Origin of the sequence: Streptomyces ovatisporus (assembly GCF_042653885.1) — a bacterium.
Lineage (GTDB): Bacteria > Actinomycetota > Actinomycetes > Streptomycetales > Streptomycetaceae > Streptomyces > Streptomyces ovatisporus.
Map to the genome: position 1 here is coordinate 636,559 of NZ_JBHSFH010000005.1, position 26,873 is coordinate 663,431.

The window sequence follows — 26,873 nt, forward strand, 5'->3', positions numbered from 1 at the left end:
GCGAGGGAACACCTACCCGTCGGTACGCCCGGAAAACAAGCCCTGCCCGGGACCCGCACGGCGCCATCGGCCCGACCGCCGAGGTTCACCGCACGTTCATTCACTTCCGTGGGCCGCTTCACCTGATCTGTCTAATTTCAGCCTTACGGAGCGCGGACTGACCGCCTCCCGACCGACTGCCGGCAGCCCCGGGAGTCCCAAGAACCCGAAGACGTCTCGCGCGCCGCCCCCACCGGCGGGCTCCAGGAAGGAACTGAACGAAAGTGATGCTTCAGCGCACGAACCGGCTTCGCGCCCTCGCCCTCGGCGCCGTCGCGGTCTCCGGCGCCCTGGTACTCACCGCCTGCGGCTCGGACAACAACACCTCGAAGACCACCGAGAAGGCCGCCGCCGACATCAAGTGCGACGGCAAGGGCAAGCTTCTGGCCTCCGGCTCCACGGCGCAGAAGAACGCGGTGGACGCATGGGTGAAGAACTACCAGGCGGCGTGCAAGGAAACCCAGATCAACTACAAGGACATCGGCTCCGGCGGCGGCATCCAGGAGTGGCTGCAGGGCACCACGGCCTTCGCCGGTTCCGACTCCGCGCTCAAGCCCGAAGAGGTGGCCGCCTCCAAGAAGATCTGCAAGGGCGGCCAGGGCATCAACCTGCCGATGGTGGGCGGCCCGATCGCCGTCTCCTACAACCTCTCCGGCGTCGAGGACCTCGCGCTGGACGCGCCCACCCTCGCCAAGATCTTCGACTCGAAGATCAAGAAGTGGAACGACCCGGCGATCAAGAAGCTCAACCCGGGCAAGAAGCTCCCCAGCACCGACATCCAGGCCTTCCACCGCTCCGACGAGTCGGGCACCACGCAGAACCTGGGCAAGTACCTGGGCACCGCGGCCAAGGACGACTGGAAGTACGAGGACGAGAAGTCCTGGCCCGCCAAGGGCGGCCAGTCCGCATCGGGTTCGGCCGGCATCGCCCAGCAGGTGAAGCAGACCGACGGCGCCATCGGCTACTTCGAGCTGTCCTACGCCACCGCCAACAACCTCGACAGCGTCAAGATCGACACCGGCGCGGGCGAGCCCGTCGAGGCCACGTCCGAGAACGCCTCCAACGCCATCGCGGACGCGAAGGTCGTCGGCAAGGACAAGGACCTCGCGCTGGAGCTGAACTACAGCACCAAGGCCGAGAGCGCCTACCCGATCGTCCTCGTCACCTACGAGATCGCCTGCGACAAGGGCAACAAGAAGAACACCCTCGACGCCACCAAGTCCTTCCTGACCTACACCGCCAGCGAGGACGGCCAGAGCACCCTCTCGAAGCTGGGTTACGCGCCGCTCCCCGCGGAGGTCGCGAAGAAGGTCCGCAGCGCCATTCCGGAGCTGTCCTGACGGGCCGGACCCGGCCCTGACCGTGGCTCCTTCCGCCACGGGGCGTGACGTGGCCGGCCCGGCAGCGGGCCGGCCACCACGTCTGCCCCCCTTCTCCGACCACACCGCCCCACTCAGACCGGCACGCCACGCCGGCTGCCATCCGGTGCACCGCCGCCAGGGGAATCTCCCCGACCCAGACCGGAGACACCATGGACCTCTCACGCACATCGACAGCGCCACCCCCGACGCCGCCGGACACCGCTCCGGCCGCCGTCAAGGGCAAGGCAGTTCACCCCGGTGACAAGATCTTCCGCGGCCTCTCCCGCGGCTCCGGCATCACGCTGCTGGTGATCATGGCGGCCATCGCCGCCTTCCTCACCTACCGCGCGTCGATCGCCATATCCGAGAACTCGGTCAACTTCCTGACCGCCTTCGAGTGGAACCCGCAGGGCGACCCGCCCGCGTTCGGCATCGGCATCCTCGCCTTCGGCACGGTCGTCAGCTCGCTGATCGCGATGGTCATCGCCGTGCCCGTCGCCGTGGGCATCGCACTGTTCATCTCGCACTACGCGCCGCGCAGGCTCGCGGCGCCGCTCGCCTACGTCATCGACCTGCTGGCCGCGGTGCCCTCCATCATCTACGGCCTGTGGGGCGCGCTCTTCCTCGTCCCCTACCTCGACGGCCTCACCCGCTGGATGGATCAGTTCCTCGGCTGGACGACGGTCTTCGAGATGTCCAACCCGGGCAGCCCGGCGCGCTCCATCTTCACCGTCGGCATCCTGCTGGCGATCATGATCCTGCCGATCATCACGAACGTCTCCCGCGAGGTATTCCTCCAGGCGCCGAGGATGTACGAGGAAGCGGCACTGGCGCTGGGCGCCACCCGCTGGGAGGTCATCCGCATGTCGGTCCTCCCCTTCGGCCGTTCCGGCATCATCTCCGCCTCGATGCTCGGCCTGGGACGCGCGCTGGGCGAGACCATGGCCGTCGCCACGGTCCTCTCCCCCGGCTTCGTCTTCACCTGGCACCTGCTCGACCCGGGCAGCGGCACGTTCGCGCAGAACATCGCCGCGAAGTTCAACGAGGCCGACGACTTCGGACGTGACGCACTGATCGCCTCCGGCCTCGTCCTCTTCGTCATCACCCTGCTCGTCAACGGCGCCGCCCGCTACATCATCGCCCGGCGCAAGGAGTACTCGGGGGCCAACGCATGAGGGACGCACAGGCACTTCGCCGAGCAGGCACCACCACCCGTGAGCGGGGGCACGCATGAGCGACAACGCACTGATGGACAAGCCGCAGGTCACCGACCCGCCGCCCACCACGCCCTCCCTGGCCCGCCGGCGCCTGCCGCGCTGGACCCCGGCGCTCGTCGCGCTGGTCTCGGCGGGGCTCGGCATCGGCACCGGCACCCTCGCCGGCTGGGAGAGCCGCATCCAGTGGGGGCTTGTCGCCGCGCTGCTGTTCGTGATCGTCACCTACGCGCTCACGAGCCTCGTCGAGGACAGCCGCCAGGCCAAGGACAGGGTCGCCACCAGCGTGGTGTGGGTCTGCTTCATCATCGCCGTCGTCCCGCTGGTCTCCCTCGCGTGGACGACCGTCAGCCGTGGCGCGGAGCTCCTCGACGGATACTTCCTCTCCCACTCCATGGGCGGCATGACCAACCTCGAAGAGGGCGGCGGCGTCTACCACGCGCTGCTGGGCACCCTCGAACAGGTCGGTCTGGCAACGCTCGTGGCCGCCCCCATCGGCCTTCTCACTGCGATCTACCTCGTCGAGTACGGGCGGGGCAGGCTCGCACAGGCGGTGACTTTCTTCGTCGACGTGATGACGGGCATCCCGTCCATCGTCGCGGGCCTGTTCGTCCTCGCCTTCTGGAACCTCGGTCTCGGCTTCGGCCCGTCCGGGTTCGCCGGCTCCATGGCTCTGGCGATCCTGATGATGCCTGTCGTGGTCCGCTCCACCGAGGAGATGCTCAAGCTCGTCCCGAACGAACTGCGCGAGGCGTCACTGGCGTTGGGCGTGCCCAAGTGGCGCACGATCCTCAAGGTCGTGCTGCCCACCTCCATGGGCGGAATCGCCACCGGCGTGATGCTCGCCATCGCCCGCATCACCGGCGAGACCGCACCCGTGATGCTGCTGGTCTTCGGCAACCCGCTGATCAACCCCAACCCGTTCTCAGGCGCGCAGGAGTCCCTCCCGCTCTACGTCTGGAACCAGTACAAGCTCGGCAACGCGGCCAGCATCGACCGCGCCTGGGCCGGAGCGCTCACGCTCATCGCGTTCGTGATGCTCCTGAATCTGCTGGCACGCGGGATCGCCCGCTGGAAGGCGCCCAAGGCGGCGGGCCGTTGACGGCCCTCCCGGGCGGCCCGTCGACGGCACGGCCCACGGAGCCGTCGACGGCGACCGCCCCTCCGCCACAGGCACCCGCACACCCGCCCTCCCGCACGCACCCCCGAGAAAGCGACTGACACCATGGCCAAGCGAATCGACGTCAGCGGCCTCACCGCCTTCTACGGCGGTCACCGGGCCATCGACGACATCTCCATGAGCGTCGAACCCCGCTCCGTCACGGCCTTCATCGGGCCGTCCGGCTGCGGCAAGTCGACCCTCCTGCGCACCCTCAACCGCATGCACGAGGTCACCCCGGGAGGCCGCGTCGAGGGCAAGGTGATGCTGGACCACGAGGACCTCTACGGCACCAACGTGGACCCCGTCGCCGTACGCCGCACCATCGGCATGGTCTTCCAGCGGCCCAACCCGTTCCCGACGATGTCCATCTACGACAACGTCGCGGCGGGCCTGCGCCTGAACGGCGACTACAAGAGGAAGGAGCTCGACGGCATCGTCGAGAAGTCCCTCCAGGGCGCCAACCTCTGGAACGAGGTCAAGGACCGTCTCAACAAGCCCGGTTCGGGTCTCTCCGGCGGCCAGCAGCAGCGGCTGTGCATCGCCCGCGCCATCGCCGTGCAGCCGCAGGTGCTGCTGATGGACGAGCCGTGCTCGGCTCTCGACCCGATCTCCACGCTGGCGATCGAGGATCTGATCGGCGAACTGAAGTCGCAGTTCACGATCGTCATCGTCACCCACAACATGCAGCAGGCGGCCCGGGTTTCGGACCGTACGGCCTTCTTCAACCTCTCCGCGGTCGGCCAGCCGGGCCGGCTCATCGAGATCGACGACACCGAGCGGATCTTCTCCAACCCGTCGGTGCAGGCCACCGAGGACTACATCTCCGGCCGCTTCGGCTGATCCGCAGCCGACGGACGGTGTCCGGCGGCCTCGCGGTGCTGCATGGCGGTGCCACCGCAGGGCGGCAGGGCTCGCCCCCGGGTCTCCGGGGGCGAGCCCGTGACTTCCGTATCCCGCACGGTCGTTGCGCGCGTACAACCGCCCGCGCCCGCCCGAGCGCACCCGGGTTCACGGCGGCCGCGTGCGCGCAGGCGGACCGGAAACGGCCGCGGAGCGGCCCGGCCCGCCGTGCGCGGACGGGCGGAGGTCAGCCGAAGAAGAGCAGGATCGACCAGTAACTGAGCGCCGCCACCGTCGCGGCAGCCGGCATGGTGATGAACCATCCCGCGACGATGTTCCCCGCAACTCCCCATCGCACCGCGGAGACCCGCTTCGTCGCGCCGACGCCCATGATCGCGGAGGTGATGACGTGCGTGGTGGAGATCGGTGCGCTGAACATGAAGGACGCCGTGTACATCACGGAGGCGGCTGTCGTCTCCGCGGCGAAACCCTGCGGCGGGTCCAGTTCGATGATCCGGCGCCCCAGCGTCCGCATGATGCGCCATCCGCCGGCGTACGTACCGAGCGAAAGCATCCCCGCGCAGGCGAACTTGACCCACAGCGGAATGCCCTTGCCCTCCTGCACATCCGCGATGCTCAGGGCCAGCACCACGATGCCCATCGTCTTCTGCGCGTCCTGCAGACCGTGTCCCAGGGCCATTCCGGCCGCGGAGACCGTCTGCGCGATACGGAATCCCCGCTTCGCGCGGTGCGGGTTGGAGCGGCGGAAGAGCCACAGGATGGCCATCATCACCAGATAGCCCAGCGCCATCCCGACGATCGGCGAGATGAACATCGGCAGCACGATCTTCTCGATCACACCGGACCAGATGACGGCAGTGCCACCTGCCAGTGCGGCACCGACCATGCCGCCGAACAGCGCGTGCGAGGACGAGGACGGCAGTCCGAAGTACCACGTGATCAGGTTCCACACGATCGCACCGACGAGCGCGGCGAAGAGGATGGCCATCCCGCTCCGCCCGTGCGGCGTCTCGATCAGCCCCTTGCTCACGGTCTTCGCCACCGAGCTGCCCAGGAAGGCGCCGGCGAGGTTCATCACAGCGGCCATGGCCAGCGCGGCGCGAGGCGTCAGCGCACGCGTCGAGACCGAGGTGGCGATCGCGTTCGCCGAGTCGTGGAAGCCGTTCGTATATGTGAAGAAGAGCGCGACCCCGATGGTCACGATGAGAGCGAACGTGTCCACGGGGGGTCAGGACTCCTTGACCGCGATGGTCTCGACCGTGTTGGCCACGTGCTCGAAGGCGTCCGCCGCCTCCTCCAGCACGTCCACGACCTGCTTGAGCTTCATGACGTCCATCGCGTCGTACTTGCCGTTGAAGAGGTGGGCGAGCAGCTTGCGGTGGATCTGGTCCGCCTGGTTCTCGAGGCGGTTGACCTCGATCCAGTACTCGGTGAGGTTCTCCATCGTGCGCAGATGCGGCATGGCCTCGGCGGTCAGCTCGGCCGCCCGCGCCAGCACCTCGATCTGCTGCTCGACGCCCTTGGGCAGGTCCTCGATCTCGTAGAGAACGACGAGATCGACGGCCTCCTCCATGAAGTCCATGATGTCGTCGAGCGAGGAGGCCAGCTTGTAGATGTCCTCCCGGTCGAAGGGCGTGATGAAGGAGGAGTTGAGCTGGTGGAAGATCGCGTGCGTCGCGTCGTCCCCCGCGTGCTCCGCTGCACGCATACGCTCGGCGATCTCGGCGCGTGCGGAGGATTCCGCCCCGAGCAGTTCCATGAGGAGTCTCGAGCCCGTGACGATGTTGTCCGCGGAGGCCGCGAACATGTCGTAGAAGCTCGTCTCCCTTGGGGTCAGACGAAAGCGCACTGGAGATCCTCGGGGTCCATCGGTGACGGTCTCGTTGATGCTAAGCGCATCATCCGGCCACGGCGAGGCGGCCTCAGACAGTGTCGCCCATACCTCACTCTGCCCTGAACCGCCCTCCCCGAATCCGCTACGATATACCCATGAGGGGTATGTTCTCCGCAGGTCGGACAGTCCCCACCACCGCACATTTCCGGCCATCCAGGCACTTTCCCGTACGCCTTCGCGTACCGCCCCGCGCCCACTGACCACGGGAGGCACCATGACGACGGCCGGCGCAACCGACGACAGGAGCACCGCCACAGGCGATGACCCCTGCGCGGCGCACGCCACCACCGGCGAGCACGGCTACACCAAGGACAAGGACGCCCACCTCAAGCGCCTGCGCCGCATCGAGGGCCAAGTGCGCGGTCTGCAGCGCATGGTCGAGGAGGACGTCTACTGCATCGACGTCCTCACCCAGGTCTCCGCGTCCACGAAGGCGCTGCAGTCCTTCGCGCTCCAGCTCCTGCAGGAGCACCTGCGGCACTGCGTGGCACACGCCGCGAAAGAGGGCGGCGAAGAGATGGACGAGAAGGTGGAGGAGGCGACAGCAGCCGTCGCCCGCCTGCTGCGCACCTGAGACACCGCGGGCATCCGGGACACGACCGCCCGGAACACAACGGGCGGGTCACGGCGGAAGTGGCAGATCACACACGGAGACGGGCGCTCCGTCCGGCGCGGAGAGACGATCCGCGCCGGCCCCGGCCGCCCCGGCGCCGGCGCACGGAGTCAGCGGCTCGTCAGAGACAGCGCCCCGAGGGCTCGCCCGTCCGGCCGCCGGGCGCCTGGCCCTTGGCCTGCACGGAACGGGGCACCGGGCGCTGCACGGACTGCCAGGCGGTCTCGTCGAGGTCGCCCGGGACCGTGCCCAGCACCTCGTCGATACGTGCGATGCTCAGCCTCTCCTCGCCGGCCTCCTCCGCCGCCGAGGCAGCGATCATCAGCTCACTGCACAGCTCGATCTCGGCGAGGGCCACGTGGTCCTGGACGACATAACCCCGCGAACCACGACCGGGCACACCGGGAACGCTGCCAGGCACACGCACCACCTCCTCGTGTATCCCCACAGTAGGGACGGGCGCACCCTCCGCGCATGGCAATTCCGGACCATTTCGAACCCGCAACCGCGGCTGAAGCGCCCGTTGCGGGACCGTGAGCCGTAACTGTTCAGAACGGCGCGATCTTTCCTGCGTAGATGTCGGACGAATCCGGCATCTCGACTCTCACCGGTGCGCCGAAACCGTGGAACCACGTCGTCGACGAGACAGCGACATCCCCGCCGCCGCTCCCGCCGGACTCCGCCCCGCCCGGCCTGTCCTGCGCATCACCCGCGAAAGTGAACTCGTGCCGAATCTTCCGCAGGCGCCCCTGCCCATCGATGTACGCGTCAAACGGGACCGTCCGCTCGGAGAACCCTTTCGCCGCGGCAGCCAACTGATCGCGCCAGTGCGGCACGGCGCTCCGCGCCGCCGCCCGCAGGTCGACCGTGCCCCGGTAGCGGCGCACGCGCTCCCCGTCCAGCTCCCGCCTTCCCCCGTACGTCACTCCCCGCGCGCCGCGCAGCAGTTCGGCAGCGCTGACCGGGTCCGTCGCACCGGCCGTGACCAGATTCCCGTCGGGGAGCGCGGTGGTGTCGAGACGCACCCACTTGTCCTCGGGAACGCCCGCCCCCCGGTTCTTCATGTACAGCGCCTGCGGAACCACGATCTCCTTCACGAGCCGCCGCTCGCCGGGCTGCGCGCCCGAAGTCCCCTCCGGCAGCCGCACCGTGAGGTGGCCGAGCCGCTTGCGGTAGTCGAAGCCGCCCTTGCCGTCGACGGAGATGCGGGTGCCGCCGCTGGCCATCGTCATGGAGGTGCGGGAGCGTGAAGTCCCGTATTTCGTCAGTACGTCCGGAGCCGCCCGTACCACCTCGACGGGGCTCGGGTGCGGCTTGTCGCTCGCGGCCGCCGTGCCGTTGTCCGTACATCCGGTGGTGAGGACGAGCAGCGGCCCGACGGCTGAGAGGGTGGCGGCAGCGGCCCACGCGTGACTGCGCCCGAGCCCCTGCGCCACCATCGTCCGCCGACCCCCAACGAGCACTCTGTTCCTGGGATTCGATCCCTTAACGAGAGCCCGGGGCCGCCCGTCACGGGGCCGGTTACGGTTGTCACGTGCGCGAGCGAACGGGTCACGGGACCGGCAGTGAGAGCCCCGACCAGGACGGACGGCACGGCATGGACCAGGACGGACCGCACGACACGTCGACGGTCGAACGGGGTTCCTTCACGCATGCCTGCTGTTCCTGCGGCTGGCTCGGACCCGCGCGTCGCTCGAGAGGCACCTCGCGCGCTGACGCGGCGGCACACGGGACGCACGAGGCGCGGGAGGTCTGAGCAGGACGCGCCGGTGTGTGGGAACACCGGTGTGCTGGGCGGCAGTCGGGGGGCGGGCGACCGCCGGGCCGGGTGGGCTCCGGCGGTGCGCGCGTGCGTGGCGGGCTACGCCGCCAGGTCGCGGTCGTCGCGCTGACTGCGGCGCCCCTGCTGCCGCCCCGCGCCCGACGAGTCGCGGCCCTCTGCGCCTTCGGCCGCGCGACGGCTTTCGGGCGCGTGCCCCGCACCGGCGGCGCTCCGGGCGGACGACGCCCACACCAGTCCGCCCAGCCCGGATGTGTCGGCGACCGCCCGTACGACGGGTGTCAGCAGCCACATCGCGGCCGGCGCCAGCAGCAGTGCGACAGCGGTACCGAGAGCGAGACCGCCGATCACGTCCGTCGGATAGTGCACGCCCATGTAGACACGGCTGAGACCGGCGGCCACCGCGAGCAGTATGCCCACCAGCCCGTACCGGCGGTGGACCATGAAGATTCCGACGGCCAGCGCCATGGCCAGGGTCGCGTGGTCGCTCACGAACGAGTAGTCGTCCTTGCCCCGGATGAGGACTTCCAGCCCCTTGTGGTCCACGAAGGGCCGGGGACGCTCGACGAAGTTCCTGATGGGGATGTTCAACAGCAGGGCGAGAGCGGCCGCCAGCGGCGTCCAGACCAGCCCCGCGAAACCGGCGACCGCTTCCTCACCGGATGCCGCCCGGCGCGTGACACGCCACCAGGCGCAGAACCCGAGCAGTACCAGCGCGATGACGATGCCGTACTCGCCGACGTACTCCATGGTCCGGTCGGCCCAGGTCGGGGCGGACTCTGCCAGGCCGTTGATCTCGTAGAGCAGATCGACGTCCGGGTCGTCCCAAACTGCCATCGCGTTGCTGACCTCTCACTCTGATCTGCTCGACGCTCGTCCGCCGCGCTTCGACCCCCCGTGGCCGTGGATGCGGAAGTGCTCTTCCGCCGTAAAGAGAACGCCGGTCGACGCTCCGGGCGTTCCGGTCTTACCGAACGATCACCCGGACGTTATCGAAGGGTGATCCGTATCCGCAGCTCAGGGGCCACGTCTCACCCAGCGTTCCGCAATGATTACACGTTCCTGCACGCCCTCCTCACGGTCCCGCCACCTACGGGGCCCCGCACATGCGAACCAGATTTCACACCGGCCCGTCGACCTGCCAATTCGCCGGCCGGGCCCGGTCGTTCCTGGTCGACCGACGTCATCTGCCGGTGGCCGCACGCCAGTTGTGATTCGTCACCTGCCACCGCCGTCAGTCATTCCCTCTCCCGTCACCTGTCACCCGTCACCCGTCGGGCGGGTGGCACCGAAGTAGTTCGGCGTGTCGATGGGGTCGAAGCGGATCGTGGCGCCGGTGTAGGGCGCGTTGATCATGTGGCCGCCGCCGACGTAGATGCCCACGTGGTCGATGGAGCGCGAGTTGTTCAGGTCCGTGCCGAAGAACACCAGGTCGCCCGGGAGCAGTTCGTCCCTCTTCGGATGAGGTCCGCTGTTCCACTGGTCGTTGGCCACCCGCGGCAGCGTGACGCCCACGCTTCTGTACGCGGCCAGGGTCAGCCCCGAGCAGTCGAACCTGCCGTCCTGCTCAGGCGTGCCGTTGCCGCCCCACAGATAGGGCGTGCCGAGCTTCTTCTGCGCGTAGTAGATGGCACCCGCAGCGCGCTTGGAGGGGTCGACGCGTCCCTTGGTGGAGGCGAAGCTCTGCTCCATCTTCCGGATCGTCGACACGTAGTTCTTCGTCTCGCGGTACGGCGGGACTCCCCCGTACTTGATGACGGCGTAGGCACCCGCGTTGTAGGCGGCCAGCATGTTGTCCGTCTGGCTTCCGGGGGCGTCCTTCACGTAAGAGGCGAGCTTGCAGTCGTAGTTGGCGGCCGACGGGATGGCGTCCTTCGGGTCCCACACGTCACGGTCGCCGTCGCCGTCGCCGTCGAGGCCGTGCGCCGACCACGTGCCGGGGATGAACTGCGCGATGCCCTGCGCCTGCGCGCTGCTCTTCGCGTCCGGCCGCCAGCCGCTCTCCTGGTAGAGCTGCGCCGCCAGCAGCGCCGGGTTCAGCGCCGGGCACAGCGATCCCCACTTCTGCACCAGCGCCTGGTACTCGGTGGGCACGGCGCCCTTGGCCAGTCCCACGACGCGGCCGCCGGCGCCCGCGAGCCCGGCCGCCGTCACGTACGTGCCGATCACGAGCAGGGCCAGGAATCCGGCGAGCAGACCTAACCCGCCGACGCCCAGCCAGAGCTTCTTACGTCCCGATCCACGCATCCGCACCACTCAACCATCCCTCATACGAGCGTGGTTCACTGCCCATCCCGTCCGACTCATGACAGAATCCGAGGAGGCGTGCCCCTGCCGGGCACAGCATCCAGCTTCATCATCCATTCCCTAGCAGCGTGTTCAATGCATCATCAATCTCCGACAATGGGCGGTGAGTTCACCATGTTTCTGGCGGCCGACAAGGGCGACATCACCACCATCATCGGCGGAATCGCGCCCGACTGGGGCCCGTTCGGGTCGCTCGGCAACGAGGCACGGATCATGATCGAGGTCGTGATGGCCATCGCCATCCTCCTCTGCCTCGGCATCGCCATCTGGGGCGCGGCGAAGCAGCGCATCGGCGCCACGGCGTTGCGCGACACCTTCAGCGCCGAGCAGGGCAAGGGCCTGATCGTGGCGGGTCTGACCGGCGTGTTCATCATCGGTTCGCTCGGCACGCTCTTCACAATCGTCTACGGCATGGCGGTCTGAGCCCTGTCGGGCAGATGGCTCCGTCCGCCGCTCGGGCAGATGGCGCCGTCCGCCGCGGACGCGGCGTCACGGCGGACGGCGCGTGCAGCCTCAACGCGGAGGATCGTCCCGTGACGGGCTGCTCGGCTGTGGCCCGGACCTGGGACCCGGACCTGGGACCCGGACCGGTCATGACGGCGGGAGGCGTCGCGCGTACCGCCTGCGTCCCCTGGCGTCCCGGTGCTCCGGGACCCACGGGCACGCGTGACCTGAACTTCCCGGCAGCACGGAGGATTTGAGTACGCATGGACATCGTGAACCCCGCCCTCGAGGACTACCTTCTCGCCCACGCCACTCCGGCCGACGACGTCCTGCGCGACCTCGTCGAGGAGACGCACGGGCTGGAGCCGGGAACGACGATGCAGGTGTCGCACGACGAGGGCGAGTTCCTCACGATGCTCACCCGGCTCACCCGCGCCGAATTCGCCGTGGAGATCGGTGTGTTCACCGGATACTCCTCGATCTGCATCGCCCGCGGCCTCACCGGGGGCGGCCGGCTCCTGGCGTGCGACGTGTCCGAGGAGTGGACGTCCGTCGCCGCCCGTTACTGGGAGCGCGCGGGGCTGAGCGAACGCATCGACCTGCGTATCGCTCCGGCGCTGGACACGATCCGCGGTCTCCGCCCGGGTGCCCGCATCGACTTCGCGTTCGTCGACGCCGACAAGACCGGCTACCCCGCGTACTACGAGGAGCTCGTCCCGCGCATGCGCCCGGGAGGGCTGATCGTCCTGGACAACGTGCTGCGCGGCGGCCGTGTCGTCGACCCGGCGGCGCAGGACGAGGCCGACAAGGCCATCCGGCAGGTCAACGACACCATCACGGCGGACAGCCGCGTCCAGTCGGTGATGCTGCCGCTTCGGGACGGTGTCACGCTCGCACGCAAGCTGTGACGCCCGCGGGGGCCGTCGCGGGACGGTCCTCCGGTAACTCCGGACCACCGGCGGGCGTACGGTGCACGACGCGCGCCGTCGAGCGGGCTGCACGCCCGCCGAGGTGTGCGGAAGAGGCCGGTGGTGCCGCCGGTGCTCTCGCCGGTGATGTTGTCAGTGGTGCGTCCTAGGCTTCGATCATGCCTGCCACCCTGGAGCACGAACGCTACTGCGCCGAAATCATCGATCAGACCCGGCTGTTCCGCGACGTTCTCGACAGCACTCCGCTCGACGCCCGTGTGCCGTCGTGCCCGGAGTGGACGATGCGGGACCTGGCCGTGCATCTGGGCGACGGCCACCGGTGGGCCGGCGAGATCGTACGGACACGGGCGGCGAGCGCCGTTCCGCTCGATTCCGTGCCGGGCCGCGGCGGCCCCGCCAGAGTCTCCGACGCCTCCGCCGACGCAGCCGCACTCGACGCCTGGCTGGCCGAGAGCGCTCAGCTGGTCTCCGACGAGCTGCGCATCGCCGGGCCGGAGGCCGCTGTGTGGACGTTCCTTCCGCAGGGCCGAACCGGCTTCTGGGCGCGGCGGAGGACGCACGAGACGCTCGTGCACCGCGCGGACGCCGCGCTCGCCGCGGGCTCCGGCTTCGACGCGGACCACGCCCTGGCGGCCGACTGCATCGACGAATGGCTGGACATCGTCGCCAGCGAGGAGGCGAAGGATCACCGGCCCGCGCTGCGCACGCTCGCCGAGCGTGCCGGCGAGACGCTCCACCTCCACGCGACGGACACGGGGGCGGATCTCGAGGCGGAGTGGCTGATCACGCTCGGCGAGGAAGGCATCAGCTGGCGGCGCAGCCACGAGAAGGCTCCGGTCGCCCTGCGCGGTCCCGTCGTCGACGTGCTCCGTGTCTTCTTCCGGCGCCTGCCGCCCACCAGCGACCGCGTCGAAGTGCTGGGAGACACCGGGCTGTTGGACTTCTGGCTGGAGCGCGTCAGCTTCGCGTGAGGGGGTTGCTGCGACAGCGGAGGCGGCACGGCGGAGGCGTTCGCGGCGTCTCTCGGCCGTGCCGCCTCCGGAGCAGCGAGGACCGGGCTGTCGGCGCGGCGGGCGCACGCCGTCCGGTGCGGTGCGGTCCGGTCCGGTCCGGTCCGGTCCGTCAGCAGGGTCCCGACCGCCGAGTGCGGCGCGGCGTTCGAGGTGATTGATGACTGGCAGTGCGCGTGCACCGTCCGACGGGGCACGCGCACTGCGGCATGTCCTGTTCCGTTCTGTTCTGTCGGGCGCTCGTGCTGCGCGTCGACTGCGGCTTCGTCATCCACAGCCTGTGGATGACGGACGACGCAACAGGGCGCCGCAGAGGCCCGATCCACTGCGTTTGTGCAGCAGGGCCGAGGCGAGGCGAAACCGTCCGGACGAGCCGCACCATACCGGCGGTCTTCCCGGACCGAGGAGGCGGCGCGACAGCCGGAAGCCGGATACGGGAAGCGGGTTCCGGCCGGGCCGCCACCGCCGGGGCACCTCCGCTCCGGCCGCCCGACCTCCCAGGACGCCCTGGTTCCCCGTGCCAGACTCCCCGAATGGAACAGCGCATCCACTTCGTGACCCTCGCGACCCCGGACCTCGACGCCTCCCGGGAGTTCTACCGGGAAGGGCTCGGCTGGGAACCGCTCGCCGACGTTCCGGGCGAGATCATCTTCTTCCGTACGGGCCCCGGTCTCGTACTCGGCTTCTTCGAGGAGGAGAAGTTCCGCGCGGACGTCGCGGACGCCGTCTCGTCCACCAGCACCACGGGAGTGACTCTGTCGCACAACGTCGGCACCCCGGAGGAGGTCGACACACTGGTGAACGCGGCCGTCCGGGCCGGGGCACGCCTCGTCAAGTCCCCCAGGGCCGTCCCCGTGTTCAGCGGTTACCACGGGCATTTCGCCGACCCCAACGGCGTGGTCTGGGAGATCTGCCACAACCCCGGCTGGAGCATCGACGCCACCGGCCGCGTCCACCTCGGTCCCGCCGGCTAGAAGCTGCCGTCCGGGCAGGCCATGGCCGGTGGGCGGGCCCGCCGGGGCATCCGCACACCGCGAGCGGCCCCGCCCGGAAGGAACCCGGGCGGGGCCGCCTGTACTCACGCCGCGTACGGCACCGGGACCGGGCTCAGCCCCCGGCGGCCATGCGCCTGCGCCTCCACCACACCAGGGCCGCACCCGCGGCGGTGAGCGCGGCGGCGATGCCCGCGATCAGGCCGACGGGCAGGTCGGAGCCGGTGTCGGCAAGGTCACCGTCCGGATCCTGCGGGCCCTGGCCGGGCTTGGTGCCGCCCGGCGTGGACGTGGTGGGGTCCGGGGCCGGGGTCGCCGGAGGGCCCGTCGGTGACGGGTCCGGGTCGCCCGAGGGCGAGGGGTCCGGGTCACCTGACGGGTCCGGGTCGCCCGGCCGGGTCGGGTCGTCCGTCGGCGGCTCGCCGTCACCGTCGCCGGTCGAGCCGTAGTTGTTGCCGCCCAGGTAGCCGGTGCCCGGATCGCCGTCGTACTGGATGGTCGACTTCGACGACTGCCGCGCGGTGTCCGGCAGATCGGGGTGATCGGCCTCGAACTTCGCCTTGGAGACGTTGTCCGGCTTCGGCTGCCTGGAGAAGTCCACACCGCCGGTGGCGAACTCGAACTCGAGGACCGCGCCGTCCTGTTCGTACTTCCGCTTGAAGTGGAAGTCACCCTCCTTGTAGGACTTCAGGTAGTCGGCGTAGATCTTGTTCCGGTCCCATTCGGTGCGCGACGGCCACGCGGTGGCGTCGTCGGAGCCGATGAGCGAATGGAAGTCGCCGGGCCGCTTCGCGTCCTTCTGCTTGATCCACTCCGCTGCGATGCGGGACGTGTAGACGCTGCGCAGGTCGGCGTAGTCCGGAGCCGTGTTGACGGTCTTCTCCAGATCCGGGATCGCGATCTCCTGGATCTTCCTGAAGTTGTAGTCCTGGATCTCCTTGGGCTGCTCGCACTGCCCCGAGTCACTGCTCTTGATCTTCGCGGCCTTGACGTCCATCGGAGCATCGAGGACGAAGAGCTTCCCGCCCTCTTCACGGACCGTGGCCGGGTAGGGCTCGATGAAGTACCGGTACGTGTCCCAGCACGGTGCGCCGTTGACGTGCCGGAAGGAGTCCCACAGCCGGTTGCCGACCGGGTTGTCGGGAACCATGACCTTGGCCAGGTCGTGCTTCATCTGCAGGTCGGCCTCCAGCAGCACGCGCCCGGCGTCGGTCCTGGCCAGCTTGTCGTCGGTGACCTTGTCGGGCTGGTCGGGGTTGAGGTTGACCCAGAACCGGTTGGGGTCCAGCGCGAGCCACGTGAACATCGCGTCGGACGAGAGGTCGATCTTCTCGCTCCCGCCCCACGAGGGGTTGGCGTCCTCGTCCTCGTTCAGGTCCGCCTTGAACCCGTAGTCCATGCCCCTGCCCTTGACGGGCTCGGTGATGTAGCGCAGCTCCATCGTCGAGAAGTCGATCCCGCCGGGCCCTCGCACCCGGTTGATCGCCCCCGGCGCCTTCGCCCGGGCCTGCGCACGGCGCTGCGCCTCCTCCTTGGTCTTTCCCGACTCGCGGGCCATGTCGTTCGCGGCGCCGCGGGAGGACCGGCCCGTGCAGGGCTTCGCTTGCGCTGCCGTCTGCACCGAATTCAGCTGCGCTGTGGGGCAGTTGTTCTTCGGGTTGTTGAACGCGGTGTCCTTGCGGGTGTGTTCACCGGGTGTGTAACGCCCGCTCTCCACAGCCCGGTGCTGGTACCAGTTCATCCCGTGCTGACGCAGCAGGTTCTGAGTGTTCCTGGTGGGCTCGCGGCCGAAGACATAGACGACGCGGAAGCCGCGCTTGGCCATGGCCTTGTCGATGAGGATCTGGTTCCTGCTGACGTCACGGCCCGACTTGAACTCGTAGATGACCTTCTGGCCGCGGCTGTTGCGGTAGGCGTCGAAGCGGCGGTCCTCCTTGAGCACCTTCTTCGCCTCTTCGCGGCCCCGCTGCTCGCCGTACTGGTCGATCATCTCCTGCGTGATCTCTTCGACGATCTCGGCCCAGATCTCGGGCAGTTCGTCGCGCAGCGAGTACTGGCAGTACCAGTCGCCGCCGCCGAGCTTGAAGTAACGGGCGTTCTCCCGTTCGTAGGCGACACCGCGGCGGCTGTTCGCCTCACCGTTGACGTAGAGGGTGTTCACGTACTCGTTGAACGTGCCCTTGTACCGGTCCTTGGGAGGCTTGCGCTGGTTCTGCTTCCAGTACGCCCACGCGTGCTCGGGTGTGGCGTTGTCGTACAGATCCGGGTTGGGCTTGACCCTGTCGTAGGCCTTCTTCGCCTCCCCGCCCGCGGGGATCTGGAGGCCGGACAGAGCCTTGCGCGGGCTGTCGTAGGTGTAGGTGCGCCTGGTGTCGCCCTTGGTACGCCACTGGTACTTGCCCGGCGCCTTGAAGCCGGGAAGGCTCCGCAGCCGCGGAGCCCGGTCGGGCGTGCCGTACATGTCGGTGCACCGCTTGGGGGCGGCCTCGGCGTCCTGGAGGTTGTCCAGGACGGGGAGTCCGCCCGTGAGGATGCCGACGCTCAACGCGAGGACGGCCGTGCGGCCGAGCCAGTTCGAGCGCCGCGGTATGGCGTTGCTCATGTTCTGTGTCCCGTTGGTCAGGGGGCCACGGGATCGGAGTCGTCCGGGCGCGGGTCACCGCCCCCGTCAAGATGCCCCCCGCCATGACACACCATAATGTGACGGGTTGACAGGAGTTGCGCGGACGAACCCGATGTTACGTGAACGCAACTCTCCGTCATGACTTGCCAGTTCGAGCCCGTGTCCGGTGCCCGGTCGCAGCACTAGGGTGCGCCTCATGCCTGAGAACACGAGCGGTCCCGCCGGAGCGGCGGCCCCCGGTGGGGACCCGGACCTGGCCGAGTGGATCGGCGACGTGCCGGCGCTGGTGATGCGTCTGGACACCTGGCACACCCCCGCGCACTTCCGCCCGGACCTGACGGCGGACTCCTTGCGGGTACTGGAGGAGGCCGTCGTCCTGACCTATGTGCCGGAGGAGACCGAGGACTCGCGGGACTTCCTCCAGGGTGCGATGGCGTATCTGGGCGAGGCGCTGATGCACGCCGGCGGCGGCCGGTGGGGGTGGAGCAGCGACGGGCACCCGGTCGTACTGCCGGACACGGAGCTGGACACGGGGCCCCTGGACCCACTGCGTCTGATCATCGAGGCGCAGGAACGTGCGGACTTCGGGGTGTTCGAGGAAGCAGCCGACCGGGTGCGGGCCGAGGTCGCCGCCCGCCGCGGGAGGGAGCCGGGGTGGAAGCCGGTCAAGGAGGCGACACCCGGGCTGGACCCGTGGGAACCGGAGGAGCAGCATCCGTGGCTGGTGCAGTGGCTGGACGCCCGGAAGGCCGGGTTCGACGCGTGGGCGGCGGAGACCGGGAGCGCCACGGCGGTCTGGGACTTCACCCCCGCGTCGCTGGATCTGCTGGGACGGCTGGTGATCAGCCGGTACGGGACGCGGGAGAAGCTTCTGGACCACGTGGACGACTCCTTCGTCCAGGGCGCGGTCTGGTACGTGGGTGAGGTGGCGGTGCGTCACCGTGCAGGCGTGTGGGAGTACCGGGAGGCCGGGCCCGACACCTCACCGGACGATCCGTACGCGGGTGAGCCCTTCGTGAATCAGCCGGCGCTGCGTGACGGAGGGGCCGACGTGCCGAAGGACGCCCTGATGGTCGCTCTGGACGACGGGGACGAGAGGGCCCTGCGGGAGCGGCTGGACTGGTACGAGGACCCCGCGGAGGCCGAGGGGTCCGACGAGTCCGACCTGTCCCGGGAGGCGCCGGTCGTCTACCGGCGGCGCGGCTAGGGTGCGTCGTTTGGATCTTCGTGGGTCGGCGAGCGGCGTCCGGTGCGTCCAGATGCCAGGCGGAGGATCGCCCTCGTACTGGGCGTACTCGGACGACTCCGACAACGCAGCAGATGGGCGGACCGGGCGTCGCGAGCCCGCGAAGATCCAAACGACGTGCCCTAGGTTCGTTGTCTCTCCGGCAGGCTGCCGCTCACCGAACTCCCCGCGGGCGCCACCGAAGCGTCCGGCGCCGGAGGCGGACCTGCAGGGAGCCGGTCCCTCAGACGCGGTGCGGGTCGAACGGGTCCTGTTCGGTGAGGAGTTTGTCGACGCGGGCCCTGTCGACCTTGCTGGTCATCTCCTCCACCTCCTGCCGGTCGCGCACGCACTTGGCGAGCGTGAACGCGGACGAGACGACGAAGACCAGCCCCAGTGCGAGGAAACTGCGCTCCCAGGCTCCGACGGGGAGCTTCGCGATACCGATCACGACCGCCGCCAGTGACAGACCGAAGGCGACGGCCGACTGCACGAAGAAGGCCGCTGTGGTGGGCCGTTGAACGGAAGGAGTAGTCATGAGGCCAGGCTGACGGCCCCACGGTACTTTCACATGAGTACAAGTACTCGAATCGGCATGGGTAGACGACCCGATGCAGGTCGCGGACACACGCAACAGCCGTGACCCCTGAGACGGGCGGGGCGTATGAGGCCGTACGCGTACCGCATCGTAAGACGAGCGCCCCCCGTTATCCACAGGATCCCCGCCAGGGCTGTGACACAGCTACCTTCGTTGGAGGGGACAATGCACTGACGGCAGTTGACGGAGCATGAGGTTCGAGGGGGCACGTCCGGGATGAGTATCGGCGGCGAGGGGTACGGCGAGCGCGACCGTACGGGAGAGGAAGGCGGAGGCGCGGCATACGGCCGTGGTCCGTCCGGCCTCACCACCACCCGCACGCGTCTTCCGGACGGCGAGGGCGGGGGCAGACCCCCGTCGCGCCCCGGACGCAACCTCATCACCGTCGTGGGTGTCGTGGTGCTGCTGATCGCCGCCATCGCCTTCGCCAACCGCAGCGGCGGAGACTCGGAGGACGACGCCGGATCCGGCGGCAAGGAGGCGGGCGGGGCGCAACCGACCGCTCCGACCGGACAGAAGCCCGTGAAGGGCAACGAGGGCGGCATCGCTTCGGGCTTCCCGCAGTCCGAGCAGGGCGCGGAGAGCGCGGCGGCGAACTACGCGGTGGCGCTGGGCGGTGACGGGATGTTCGACAAAGACACTCGCCACGAGATCGTCGACACTGTCTATACGGAGGAAGCTGCCGCAAAGCTCAAGCCACCGCAGGACAAGGCCTACGGCCCGAAGTTCCTGGACCGACTGGGGCTTGACGAGGACGGAAACCCCCCGAAGGGGAAGACCTTCATCAGCCGGACGATCCCTGTGGGGACGAAAGTGATGGAGTTCGAGGAAGAGCAGGCCACAGTCGCGGTTTGGTACACGGGCCTGATCGGGATGGCCGGGACCGGCTCACAGGATCCAGTGCGCACCGACTGGAAGACCTGGACTTTCAAGCTCCGCTGGACGGGGGATGACTGGAAGGCCGTCGACGACACTCAGAAGGACGGTCCCGCTCCTGTTCAGGGCGACATCGCCGCGTCCGGCGCTGAGGAGATCAGCGACGCGGTCGAGGAGTACGGAGGGTTCACCTATGCCCGCTAGTGATCACCGAGTTCTCAAACTCGGGGCCACTGTTGCCGGTCTGCAGGGCATGGCGCTCCTGTTTGCTGGCCGCGCTTCCGCAGCGCCTGCCGACGATGAGCCCTGCGATCTACTCATCGGCCCCGCCAAGGAGTACTGCGAGAAGGGCGAAGGCGGCGGAGGAGGAGGCGGCGGCAGCACCGCCCCCGACCCGACGAGCACCCTCGACCCCCTCACCTCCCTCGCCCAGGGCTGCGCCAAGGCCGCCTCCTGGACCGTCGACAAGCTCTCCGAGCTCGTCAACGAGACCACGAAGGTCGACTTCACCAACCCGGAGTTCCTGCGCCAGTACGCAGTCGTCTTCGCCGCGTCGACGATCCTCACGCTCACCATCTGGCTGCTGGCCGTCGCCAAGCGGGCCATCCGCGGCGTACCCCTCGTGGAGGCCCTCACCGAGGCCATCGGCTTCCTCTGGCTGACCGTCATCGCCTCGGCCTTCACGCCGCTGATCCTCTACACCGTCGTCTCCGCGACCGACGGCGTGACCGACATCATCGCGGCAGGCACGTCCGACCAGACGGACAAGTTCTTCGGGACGTTCTCCGAGGCCCTCAAGGAGGGCAAGGACATCGGCGGCGGCCCGATCATGCTGATCGTCGTCTCGCTCATCTCCGTCCTCGCCGCCGGCGTGCTCTACCTCGAACTCGTCGTCCGCGCCGCCCTGTTGTACGTCGGAGCGCTGCTCGGCACCGCCGTCTACGCGGGGCTGGTCGACAAGAACATGTGGGGCCACGTCCGCCGCTGGGCGGGCATCATGATCGCGGTCATTCTCGTCAAGCCGGTGATCGTGATCGTCCTCGGTCTGGCGGGTGCACTGTCCTCGGACGAAGGCCCCAACGCCTTCTCGGCCATCGTCTCCGGGCTGGCCATCATCCTGCTCGCCATCTTCGCCAGCGCCATGATCTACCGGTTCGTCCCCGGCTTCGGCGACGAGATCGTCAACCACCGCAACGCCTCCCGTGATCCGGCCTCCCGCTCGGCCGCCGCAGTCGTCTCGTCCCCGGCGGCGCTCGTACGGCAGGGAATCAACACCCACAGTGCACGCGGCGGCGGAGGCGGCTCCGCCGCGGGCGGCGGCGACGCAGGCGCCAAGCAGCCCGGCAGCCAGGTGGCCGGCGGTGTCGCCGCTCACAGCTCCCGCGGAGGAGGCGGCGGAGGCGAGGTCCCCCGCCGTCCGGCGCCGCCCGCACCCCGTACGTACGACAGCTCGACGCCGTCCCGCCCGGCCAGGAGCACCAGCAACCGCACCGGAGGTGACCGCGGATGACGACGCACCCCCACGTCGGCGCCGCTCCGCGCCGCACGTACATGATCGGCCGCGCCCGCCCGAACGCGATGATCGGCAAGAACCGGGAGACCGGAGAGATCGCCCTGATCATCGCGGGTGCCTTCCTGGGCATGATGAGCGGTCTGCTGATCCCCGTGCTCTCCTTCCGCATCCCCGCACTCGTCGGCTTCCCGATGCTGGCGCTGGCCGCGGTCTACGTCCCCTTCAACGGCCGTACGTTCTACAAGTGGTACGAGATCAACCGCTCCTACCGGAGGATGCTCCGCAAGGGCACGGGCACCTACCGTTCCGGCGTCGCCGAGGCCGGCACACGGCTGGACGGGCGCGAGATCGAGGTCGGCCCCCCACCCGGAGTAGGCCGCATCAACTGGCTGACGGCGCCCTTCGGTCCGGACGAGCTCGCCGTGCTGCTGCACGCCGACCGCCGCACCGTCACCGCGGCCATCGAGATCGAGGGGCCGGGCGTCGGACTGCGCGACAGCGAGGACCAGGAGGCCCTCGTCGACCGCTTCGGCACACTCCTCAAGCACGTCGCGAACGGCGACGGCTTCGTGACCCGCCTGCAGATGCTGGCCCGCACCCTCCCCGCCGATCCCGACGCCCACGCCAAGGACGTCGAACAGCGCGGCGACGAGCGCGCGTCGCCGTGGCTGCGTGACTCCTACGACCAGCTCCAGTCGATGGTCTCCACCTCCAGCGAGCAGCACCGCGCCTATCTCGTCGCCTGCATGCACTACGGACGTGAGCTGGCCGCCGAGGGCGCCGCCATCGCCAAGGCGGCCCGGCGCTCCGCGGGAGCGGCGGGACGGAAGCTGTCCAAGGACGAGGGCCTGGCCATCGTCATGGCCCGCGAACTCACCGACATCTGCGCCCGCCTGACGGAAGCAGACATACGGGTACGGCAGCCGCTGGGCCAGGCACGTCTCGCGTCGCTGATCCACTCGATGTACGACCCGGACCACCCCATCGACCATCTGCAGGCCATGTCGAAGCGCAACGCCTGGCCCGCGGAGCTGGACGCCACGGAACCGACGTACCTCATGGCCAAGACGCGCGAGTCCGTGACGCGCGCCCCCTGGTGCCACTCGACGGCCTGGGTGAAGGAATGGCCGATGACTCCCGTCGGCGTCAACTTCCTCGCCCCGCTGCTCGTCCACACCCCTGACGTGATCCGTACGGTCTCCGTCACCATGGACCTCGAGCCGACCGAACTGGCCATCGAGCGGATGCTCACGGAGAAGACCAACGACGACGCCGAAGCCAGCCGCCAGGCGAAGATGAACCGCACCATCGACCCGCGCGACGTCGCAGCCCACGGCCGCGTCGACCAGCGCGGCGAAGACCTCGCCTCGGGAGCGGCGGGCGTCAACCTCGTCGGCTACATCACCGTCTCCTCACGCTCCGCCGAAGCCCTCGCCCGTGACAAGCGCACGATCCGCGCCTCGGCCGGAAAGAGCTACTTGAAGCTGGAGTGGTGCGACAGGGAGCATCACCGGGCGTTCGTCAACACGCTGCCGTTCGCGACCGGCATCCGCCGCTGAGGAGGACGCGCACGATGACCGACAGCCTGACCGACGGCATGACCAACGGCTGCTGCACGCACGGCGATCGCCCGCACCCGCGGGCCGCCCGCCGGGCCGGCGCGACCGGCTTCCTCCGCGGCAGCACCTCCCACCGAAGGGGCTGAAGGAATACCGATGGCCGCGCTCGATCCGCTGACCGCAATCACCGACGCCTTCACCAGCTTCCTCTTCGGCAAGACGGAGACGACCCGGCTGCCCGTGCGTACCTCCACCGGCCAGGCGCAGGCCGTGTACCTGCCCACCGCCGCCCCCGGCCTCGGCGACTCGGGCGTCATCATCGGCCGTGAGGTCTACAGCGGCAAGGGCTACATCTACGACCCGTTCCAGCTCTACGGCCAGCAACTCCCCGCCCCGCACTGGCTGGTGCTCGGCGAATCCGGCAACGGCAAGTCGGCGCTGGAGAAGACGTACGTACTGCGCCAACTCCGCTTCCGCGACCGCCAGGTCGTCGTCCTCGACGCGCAGGGCGAGGACGGAGTCGGCGAATGGAACCTCATCGCCGAGGAGATGGGCATCACCCCCATCCGCCTCGACCCGGCGGCGGCGCTCGACCAGGGCATCCGTCTCAACCCGCTCGACCCGTCCATCACCACCACGGGCCAGCTCGCGCTGCTGCGCACCATCATCGAAGTGGCCCTGGGACACGGCCTGGACGAACGGTCGGGCTTCGCCCTGAAGGTCGCCCACACCCACGTGACCGCGACGATAGCCGACCGGCAGCCCGTCCTCACCGACATCGTCGAACGCCTCCGCCACCCCCGGCCCGAGTCCGCCGAAGCGATGAACGTCGCCCTCGACGACGTACGCGCCTGGGGCCTCGACGTCGCCCTCGTGCTGGACCGTCTCGTCGACGGCGACCTGCGCGGCATGTTCGACGGCCCGACGACCGTGGGCATCGACCTCGACGCCCCCCTCATCGTCTTCGACCTCTCCCACATCGACCGCAACTCGATCGCCATGCCCATCCTCATGGCGATCGTCGGCGTCTGGCTGGAACACACCTGGATCAGGCCCGACCGCAAGAAGCGCATCTTCCTCGTCGAAGAGGCCTGGCACATCATCAACAGCCCGTTCGTCGCCCAACTCTTCCAGCGGCTGCTGAAGTTCGGCCGCCGGCTCGGGCTGTCCTTCGTGGCCGTCGTGCACCACCTCTCCGACGTCGTCGACGGCGCCGCGGCCCGGGAGGCCGCCGCCATCCTCAAGATGGCCTCGACCCGCACCATCTACGCCCAGAAGGCCGACGAGGCACGGGCGACCGGCAAGGTTCTCGGCCTGCCACGCTGGGCCGTCGAGATCATCCCCACCCTTTCGCCCGGCATCGCGGTGTGGGACGTCAACGGCAACGTCCAGGTCGTCAAACACCTCGTCACCGAAGCCGAACGTCCTCTCGTCTTCACCGACCGCGCCATGACGGAGACTTCGTCGGCGCCGGACGACTTCGACGCCTCGCTCGAAGCGGACCTGGAGGCCGAAGCCGAAGCCCGCGCCCTCGCCATCGAGCAGGCGAAGACGTCCTCCAACTCCACCGTCGCCTAGCGATGCCGCAGGAATACGGACCCGACCACGGCCGTCCCCACGACGGCCACCCGTCGCCCGTGCGCCGTTCCCGGGGTGTTCCCGGTCCCGGATCCGGCTCCGGCTCCGGCTCCGGCGGAGGCATCCCGGACGGCCTGCTGGTGGGCGTGCTGGCACTGCTGCTCGCTGTCACCGTCCTCGTATGGACGGCCACCGGCCTCGCCGGGATGCTCGCCCACGGGTCGTGGCCGCAAGGGGTGACCTTCGTCCGCACGCCCATGGCCATAAGGGACCTCGCAGCGGCACCGCAGGATCTGGCAGGCGCCTGGCCCCACGTGAACGCTTCACAGCTGCCCGGCCACGGGCTCTTCTGGGGGGTCTTCATCGGACAGCTGATGGTCGCCCTCGTCCTCACGGTCTTCACCGTCGGCACGGTCACCCGCGCCCGCGCCGTGCGCGCCGCCCGCCGTTACCACCGCTCGGCCGCGCCGACAGACGACAAGCCGCAACAGCCGCAGGCCGGCGGCCCGACCGAAGTCACCACCGCCACGCCGGACTTGAGCAAGCCGCCCGGCCACACTCCAGCACAGCTCCCCCCCGACGCGACAGACCCCGGACCAGCTGCTGAACCACGAACCGGCCACTCGGTCACGCAACCGCAGCCACACGCCCCACCCGCGAGCCTCGCTTCGGCCCCCGAGGGTCCTCCTGCGCTCCTGAACGCCGAACCGAACACAGCCGGCGCCGGCACCGACCCGCACAGCCGCATCGTCGACGCACCCGGCGCTGCGCTCGTAGCCACCACCGACCCGGTCCTGTGGGCAGCCACGAAGGACGCCCGCGCGAAACTCGGCCCCGTCCACCTCTTCGACCCGGGCCAGTTGTGCGACACCCCGGACCGGCTCCGCTGGTCCCCACACCACGGCTGCGCCGACAAGGACGCTGCGGCAGCCCGGGCGACAGCCCTCCTCGCCCCGCTGCGCTCCCCTCGGCCCATCGACGCCGAGGTGCACGCGGCAGCCGAGACACTGCTCCGCTGCTGGCTGCATGCCGCGGCTCTCGACGACCGTCCGTTCCGCGAAGTGCACCGCTGGGCCCTGGCGAAGACCGCACCCACCGACCCCGTGCACACACTCCGCACCCACCCGAAGGCTGCCGCCGGATCCGCCGGCGAATTGGAAGCCACTCTCACCGGCCATCCCGAACGCCGTAGGGAGGCCACGGAACTCATCCGCCGCGCGCTGGCACCGCTCTCCCAGCTCCATGTCCGCAACGCGTGCACAGCGGCCCGCGCCGATCGCCTCGCGTTGGAATCGTTCATCGACGAAACGGGCACGCTCTATGTAGTGGGCGACGACCCGGAGTTGATGCCGCTCCTCAACGCCCTCACCCAGAGCGTGGTCGAGCACGGCCGCCGCATGGCCGTACGGTCATCCCCCGGCCGGCTCGACCCACCACTCACCACCGTCTTCGAACTTCCCCTGGACGGCGCAGGCCTGCCACTGCCCGGCGGACGCCCTCAGCCATCCGGCTGACCGGCCCGCCTCCCGCCCCGTCCGCACCATTCACCTTTCCGGAAGCCTGCGGACCATCTCGTACTCACGGAATTCGGTCGCCTTCGGATCGTTCACGAACGCACCGGTACGCCGGTACCCCACCCGTCGGTAGAAGGCCTCCGCCCGAGGGTTGTGCTCATGAACGTGCAGCACCATGCGTGTCACGAAGGGCCGTTCGAGAGCCCACTTCTCCGCGGCGCTGAAGAGCAACTCCGCAAGACCGGTCCCTCGATGGTCAGGCCGCAGATAGACGCCCACGATGTGAGCGCTGTCGCCCTCGTCCAGGACGGTGACGCTTCCTGCCCAGCGCCCGCCGTCCGCGCCGTCCTCACCGATGAAGGTCTCCGCCAACAGTCCCCGCGAACCTTGCTCGGCGCGACGCTGCCAGAACTCGTTGCTCTGTGCTGCTGCCTTCTCGTACGTCTCGTTGAAAGCCACGGACGCCACCGGGTCGGCAAGAGCGGCCAGCCGCAGGTCACGCAGCCTCTCCCAGTCCTCGCTCCGTACCGCCCGAATCGTGTAGGCCATGACCAGATACTGCCGTACGCGTCCTTGCCGCTACAGCGGCTTGCGCTGGACTTGAGGTACGAAGCAGCGGGGCCGGCACCCTGGTGCCGACCCCGCCTTGTGCACTCCCAGACTCCTCGGGTGCCCCCTGCGCGCGCACCCATGCATGCTCAGTCCTGACGTTCCGTCAGCGGGCATGAGAAAAGCCCCGTTGACGTGGTATCCCGTCAACGGGGCTTTCTCCAATGATAGT

26 protein-coding genes are annotated in these 26,873 nt (G+C 69.2%); 17 read left to right on the top strand and 9 right to left on the bottom strand.

Annotated features, from left to right (window positions below):
* The first annotated feature begins 263 nt into the window (after window positions 1-263).
* The 4 genes from pstS to pstB all read left to right on the top strand — a co-directional run bounded on the left by pstS (window position 264) and on the right by pstB (window position 4,616).
* On the top strand, window positions 264-1,379 hold the full coding sequence (gene pstS / locus ACFPA8_RS11235) for a phosphate ABC transporter substrate-binding protein PstS (RefSeq protein ID WP_386446167.1): 1,116 nt from the start codon (window positions 264-266) through the stop codon (window positions 1,377-1,379).
* Between the two features lie 191 nt (window positions 1,380-1,570).
* The gene (gene pstC, locus ACFPA8_RS11240; protein WP_386446170.1) at window positions 1,571-2,575 is read left to right on the top strand and encodes a phosphate ABC transporter permease subunit PstC; all 1,005 of its coding nucleotides are present in this window, start codon (window positions 1,571-1,573) and stop codon (window positions 2,573-2,575) included.
* 55 nt (window positions 2,576-2,630) lie between these two features.
* On the top strand, window positions 2,631-3,716 hold the full coding sequence (pstA, locus tag ACFPA8_RS11245) for a phosphate ABC transporter permease PstA (RefSeq protein ID WP_386446173.1): 1,086 nt from the start codon (window positions 2,631-2,633) through the stop codon (window positions 3,714-3,716).
* Between the two features lie 123 nt (window positions 3,717-3,839).
* The gene (pstB, locus tag ACFPA8_RS11250; RefSeq protein WP_386446176.1) at window positions 3,840-4,616 is read left to right on the top strand and encodes a phosphate ABC transporter ATP-binding protein PstB; all 777 of its coding nucleotides are present in this window, start codon (window positions 3,840-3,842) and stop codon (window positions 4,614-4,616) included.
* A gap of 247 nt (window positions 4,617-4,863) precedes the next feature.
* Here the strand turns inward: pstB and ACFPA8_RS11255 are convergent, their stop codons facing one another.
* Both ACFPA8_RS11255 and ACFPA8_RS11260 read right to left on the bottom strand, forming a co-directional pair.
* Entirely contained in the window at window positions 4,864-5,859 is a 996-nt protein-coding gene (locus ACFPA8_RS11255) for an inorganic phosphate transporter (protein ID WP_386446179.1), read from the bottom strand.
* 6 nt (window positions 5,860-5,865) lie between these two features.
* Window positions 5,866-6,486 carry a DUF47 domain-containing protein gene (locus ACFPA8_RS11260; RefSeq protein ID WP_045862025.1) on the bottom strand — a complete coding sequence of 207 codons (621 nt, stop codon included), beginning with the start codon at window positions 6,484-6,486 and terminating at the stop codon, window positions 5,866-5,868.
* Between the two features lie 259 nt (window positions 6,487-6,745).
* On the opposite strand from ACFPA8_RS11260, the gene ACFPA8_RS11265 reads away from it, so the two are divergent.
* Window positions 6,746-7,105 carry a metal-sensitive transcriptional regulator gene (locus ACFPA8_RS11265; RefSeq protein ID WP_386446182.1) on the top strand — a complete coding sequence of 120 codons (360 nt, stop codon included), beginning with the start codon at window positions 6,746-6,748 and terminating at the stop codon, window positions 7,103-7,105.
* A 160-nt stretch (window positions 7,106-7,265) separates the two neighbouring features.
* On the opposite strand, the gene ACFPA8_RS11270 is transcribed toward ACFPA8_RS11265, so the two are convergent.
* Window positions 7,266-7,544, bottom strand: coding sequence for a hypothetical protein (locus ACFPA8_RS11270; RefSeq protein ID WP_386446320.1), 279 nt, complete (start codon window positions 7,542-7,544; stop codon window positions 7,266-7,268).
* 148 nt (window positions 7,545-7,692) lie between these two features.
* On the bottom strand, window positions 7,693-8,583 hold the full coding sequence (locus tag ACFPA8_RS11275; RefSeq protein WP_386446323.1) for an SCO4651 family lipoprotein: 891 nt from the start codon (window positions 8,581-8,583) through the stop codon (window positions 7,693-7,695).
* Window positions 8,584-8,678: 95 nt separating this feature from the next.
* Here ACFPA8_RS11275 and ACFPA8_RS11280 point away from each other — a divergent pair, with 95 nt between their 5' ends.
* Window positions 8,679-8,900, top strand: coding sequence for a hypothetical protein (locus ACFPA8_RS11280; RefSeq protein ID WP_386446185.1), 222 nt, complete (start codon window positions 8,679-8,681; stop codon window positions 8,898-8,900).
* Between the two features lie 105 nt (window positions 8,901-9,005).
* Here ACFPA8_RS11280 and ACFPA8_RS11285 read toward each other — a convergent pair whose 3' ends face one another.
* Entirely contained in the window at window positions 9,006-9,761 is a 756-nt protein-coding gene (locus ACFPA8_RS11285; RefSeq protein WP_386446187.1) for a phosphatase PAP2 family protein, read from the bottom strand.
* Window positions 9,762-10,184: 423 nt separating this feature from the next.
* The gene (locus ACFPA8_RS11290; RefSeq protein WP_386446190.1) at window positions 10,185-11,171 is read right to left on the bottom strand and encodes a C40 family peptidase; all 987 of its coding nucleotides are present in this window, start codon (window positions 11,169-11,171) and stop codon (window positions 10,185-10,187) included.
* Window positions 11,172-11,345: 174 nt separating this feature from the next.
* Between ACFPA8_RS11290 and ACFPA8_RS11295 the strand changes: the two genes are divergently transcribed.
* The 4 genes from ACFPA8_RS11295 (at window position 11,346) to ACFPA8_RS11310 (ending at window position 14,588) form a co-directional block, all read left to right on the top strand.
* Complete coding sequence (locus ACFPA8_RS11295; protein WP_028429910.1) at window positions 11,346-11,654, top strand: hypothetical protein; 309 nt, start codon at window positions 11,346-11,348, stop codon at window positions 11,652-11,654.
* A 284-nt stretch (window positions 11,655-11,938) separates the two neighbouring features.
* Window positions 11,939-12,583 (top strand): O-methyltransferase, encoded by a 645-nt coding sequence (locus tag ACFPA8_RS11300; protein ID WP_386446193.1) that lies wholly within the window; start codon window positions 11,939-11,941, stop codon window positions 12,581-12,583.
* Between the two features lie 179 nt (window positions 12,584-12,762).
* On the top strand, window positions 12,763-13,575 hold the full coding sequence (locus tag ACFPA8_RS11305) for a maleylpyruvate isomerase N-terminal domain-containing protein (protein WP_386446195.1): 813 nt from the start codon (window positions 12,763-12,765) through the stop codon (window positions 13,573-13,575).
* Between the two features lie 572 nt (window positions 13,576-14,147).
* Window positions 14,148-14,588 (top strand): VOC family protein, encoded by a 441-nt coding sequence (locus tag ACFPA8_RS11310; protein ID WP_386446198.1) that lies wholly within the window; start codon window positions 14,148-14,150, stop codon window positions 14,586-14,588.
* Window positions 14,589-14,721: 133 nt separating this feature from the next.
* On the opposite strand, the gene ACFPA8_RS11315 is transcribed toward ACFPA8_RS11310, so the two are convergent.
* Entirely contained in the window at window positions 14,722-17,208 is a 2,487-nt protein-coding gene (locus ACFPA8_RS11315; RefSeq protein WP_386446201.1) for a hypothetical protein, read from the bottom strand.
* Between the two features lie 217 nt (window positions 17,209-17,425).
* On the opposite strand from ACFPA8_RS11315, the gene ACFPA8_RS11320 reads away from it, so the two are divergent.
* Window positions 17,426-18,436: a hypothetical protein gene (locus ACFPA8_RS11320; protein ID WP_386446203.1), complete on the top strand. Its 1,011-nt coding sequence runs from the start codon at window positions 17,426-17,428 to the stop codon at window positions 18,434-18,436.
* 262 nt (window positions 18,437-18,698) lie between these two features.
* On the opposite strand, the gene ACFPA8_RS11325 is transcribed toward ACFPA8_RS11320, so the two are convergent.
* Window positions 18,699-18,992 carry a YiaA/YiaB family inner membrane protein gene (locus tag ACFPA8_RS11325; RefSeq protein ID WP_386446206.1) on the bottom strand — a complete coding sequence of 98 codons (294 nt, stop codon included), beginning with the start codon at window positions 18,990-18,992 and terminating at the stop codon, window positions 18,699-18,701.
* Window positions 18,993-19,268: 276 nt separating this feature from the next.
* Here ACFPA8_RS11325 and ACFPA8_RS11330 point away from each other — a divergent pair, with 276 nt between their 5' ends.
* From ACFPA8_RS11330 to ACFPA8_RS11355, 6 genes are read left to right on the top strand one after another with little or no spacing between them, the layout of a single operon-like run.
* Window positions 19,269-20,132 (top strand): hypothetical protein, encoded by an 864-nt coding sequence (locus ACFPA8_RS11330; protein WP_386446209.1) that lies wholly within the window; start codon window positions 19,269-19,271, stop codon window positions 20,130-20,132.
* Entirely contained in the window at window positions 20,122-21,438 is a 1,317-nt protein-coding gene (locus tag ACFPA8_RS11335) for a hypothetical protein (protein WP_386446212.1), read from the top strand. The genes ACFPA8_RS11330 and ACFPA8_RS11335 overlap by 11 nt, the downstream gene beginning before the upstream one ends.
* On the top strand, window positions 21,435-23,000 hold the full coding sequence (locus ACFPA8_RS11340) for an SCO6880 family protein (RefSeq protein ID WP_386446215.1): 1,566 nt from the start codon (window positions 21,435-21,437) through the stop codon (window positions 22,998-23,000). The genes ACFPA8_RS11335 and ACFPA8_RS11340 overlap by 4 nt, the downstream gene beginning before the upstream one ends.
* A 14-nt stretch (window positions 23,001-23,014) precedes the next feature.
* The gene (locus ACFPA8_RS11345) at window positions 23,015-23,146 is read left to right on the top strand and encodes a hypothetical protein (protein ID WP_386446218.1); all 132 of its coding nucleotides are present in this window, start codon (window positions 23,015-23,017) and stop codon (window positions 23,144-23,146) included.
* Window positions 23,147-23,156: 10 nt separating this feature from the next.
* Window positions 23,157-24,578: an ATP-binding protein gene (locus tag ACFPA8_RS11350; protein WP_386446221.1), complete on the top strand. Its 1,422-nt coding sequence runs from the start codon at window positions 23,157-23,159 to the stop codon at window positions 24,576-24,578.
* A 2-nt stretch (window positions 24,579-24,580) separates the two neighbouring features.
* Entirely contained in the window at window positions 24,581-26,092 is a 1,512-nt protein-coding gene (locus tag ACFPA8_RS11355; RefSeq protein WP_386446224.1) for a hypothetical protein, read from the top strand.
* 30 nt (window positions 26,093-26,122) lie between these two features.
* On the opposite strand, the gene ACFPA8_RS11360 is transcribed toward ACFPA8_RS11355, so the two are convergent.
* Complete coding sequence (locus tag ACFPA8_RS11360; protein ID WP_386446227.1) at window positions 26,123-26,641, bottom strand: GNAT family N-acetyltransferase; 519 nt, start codon at window positions 26,639-26,641, stop codon at window positions 26,123-26,125.
* Window positions 26,642-26,873 lie beyond the last annotated feature (232 nt).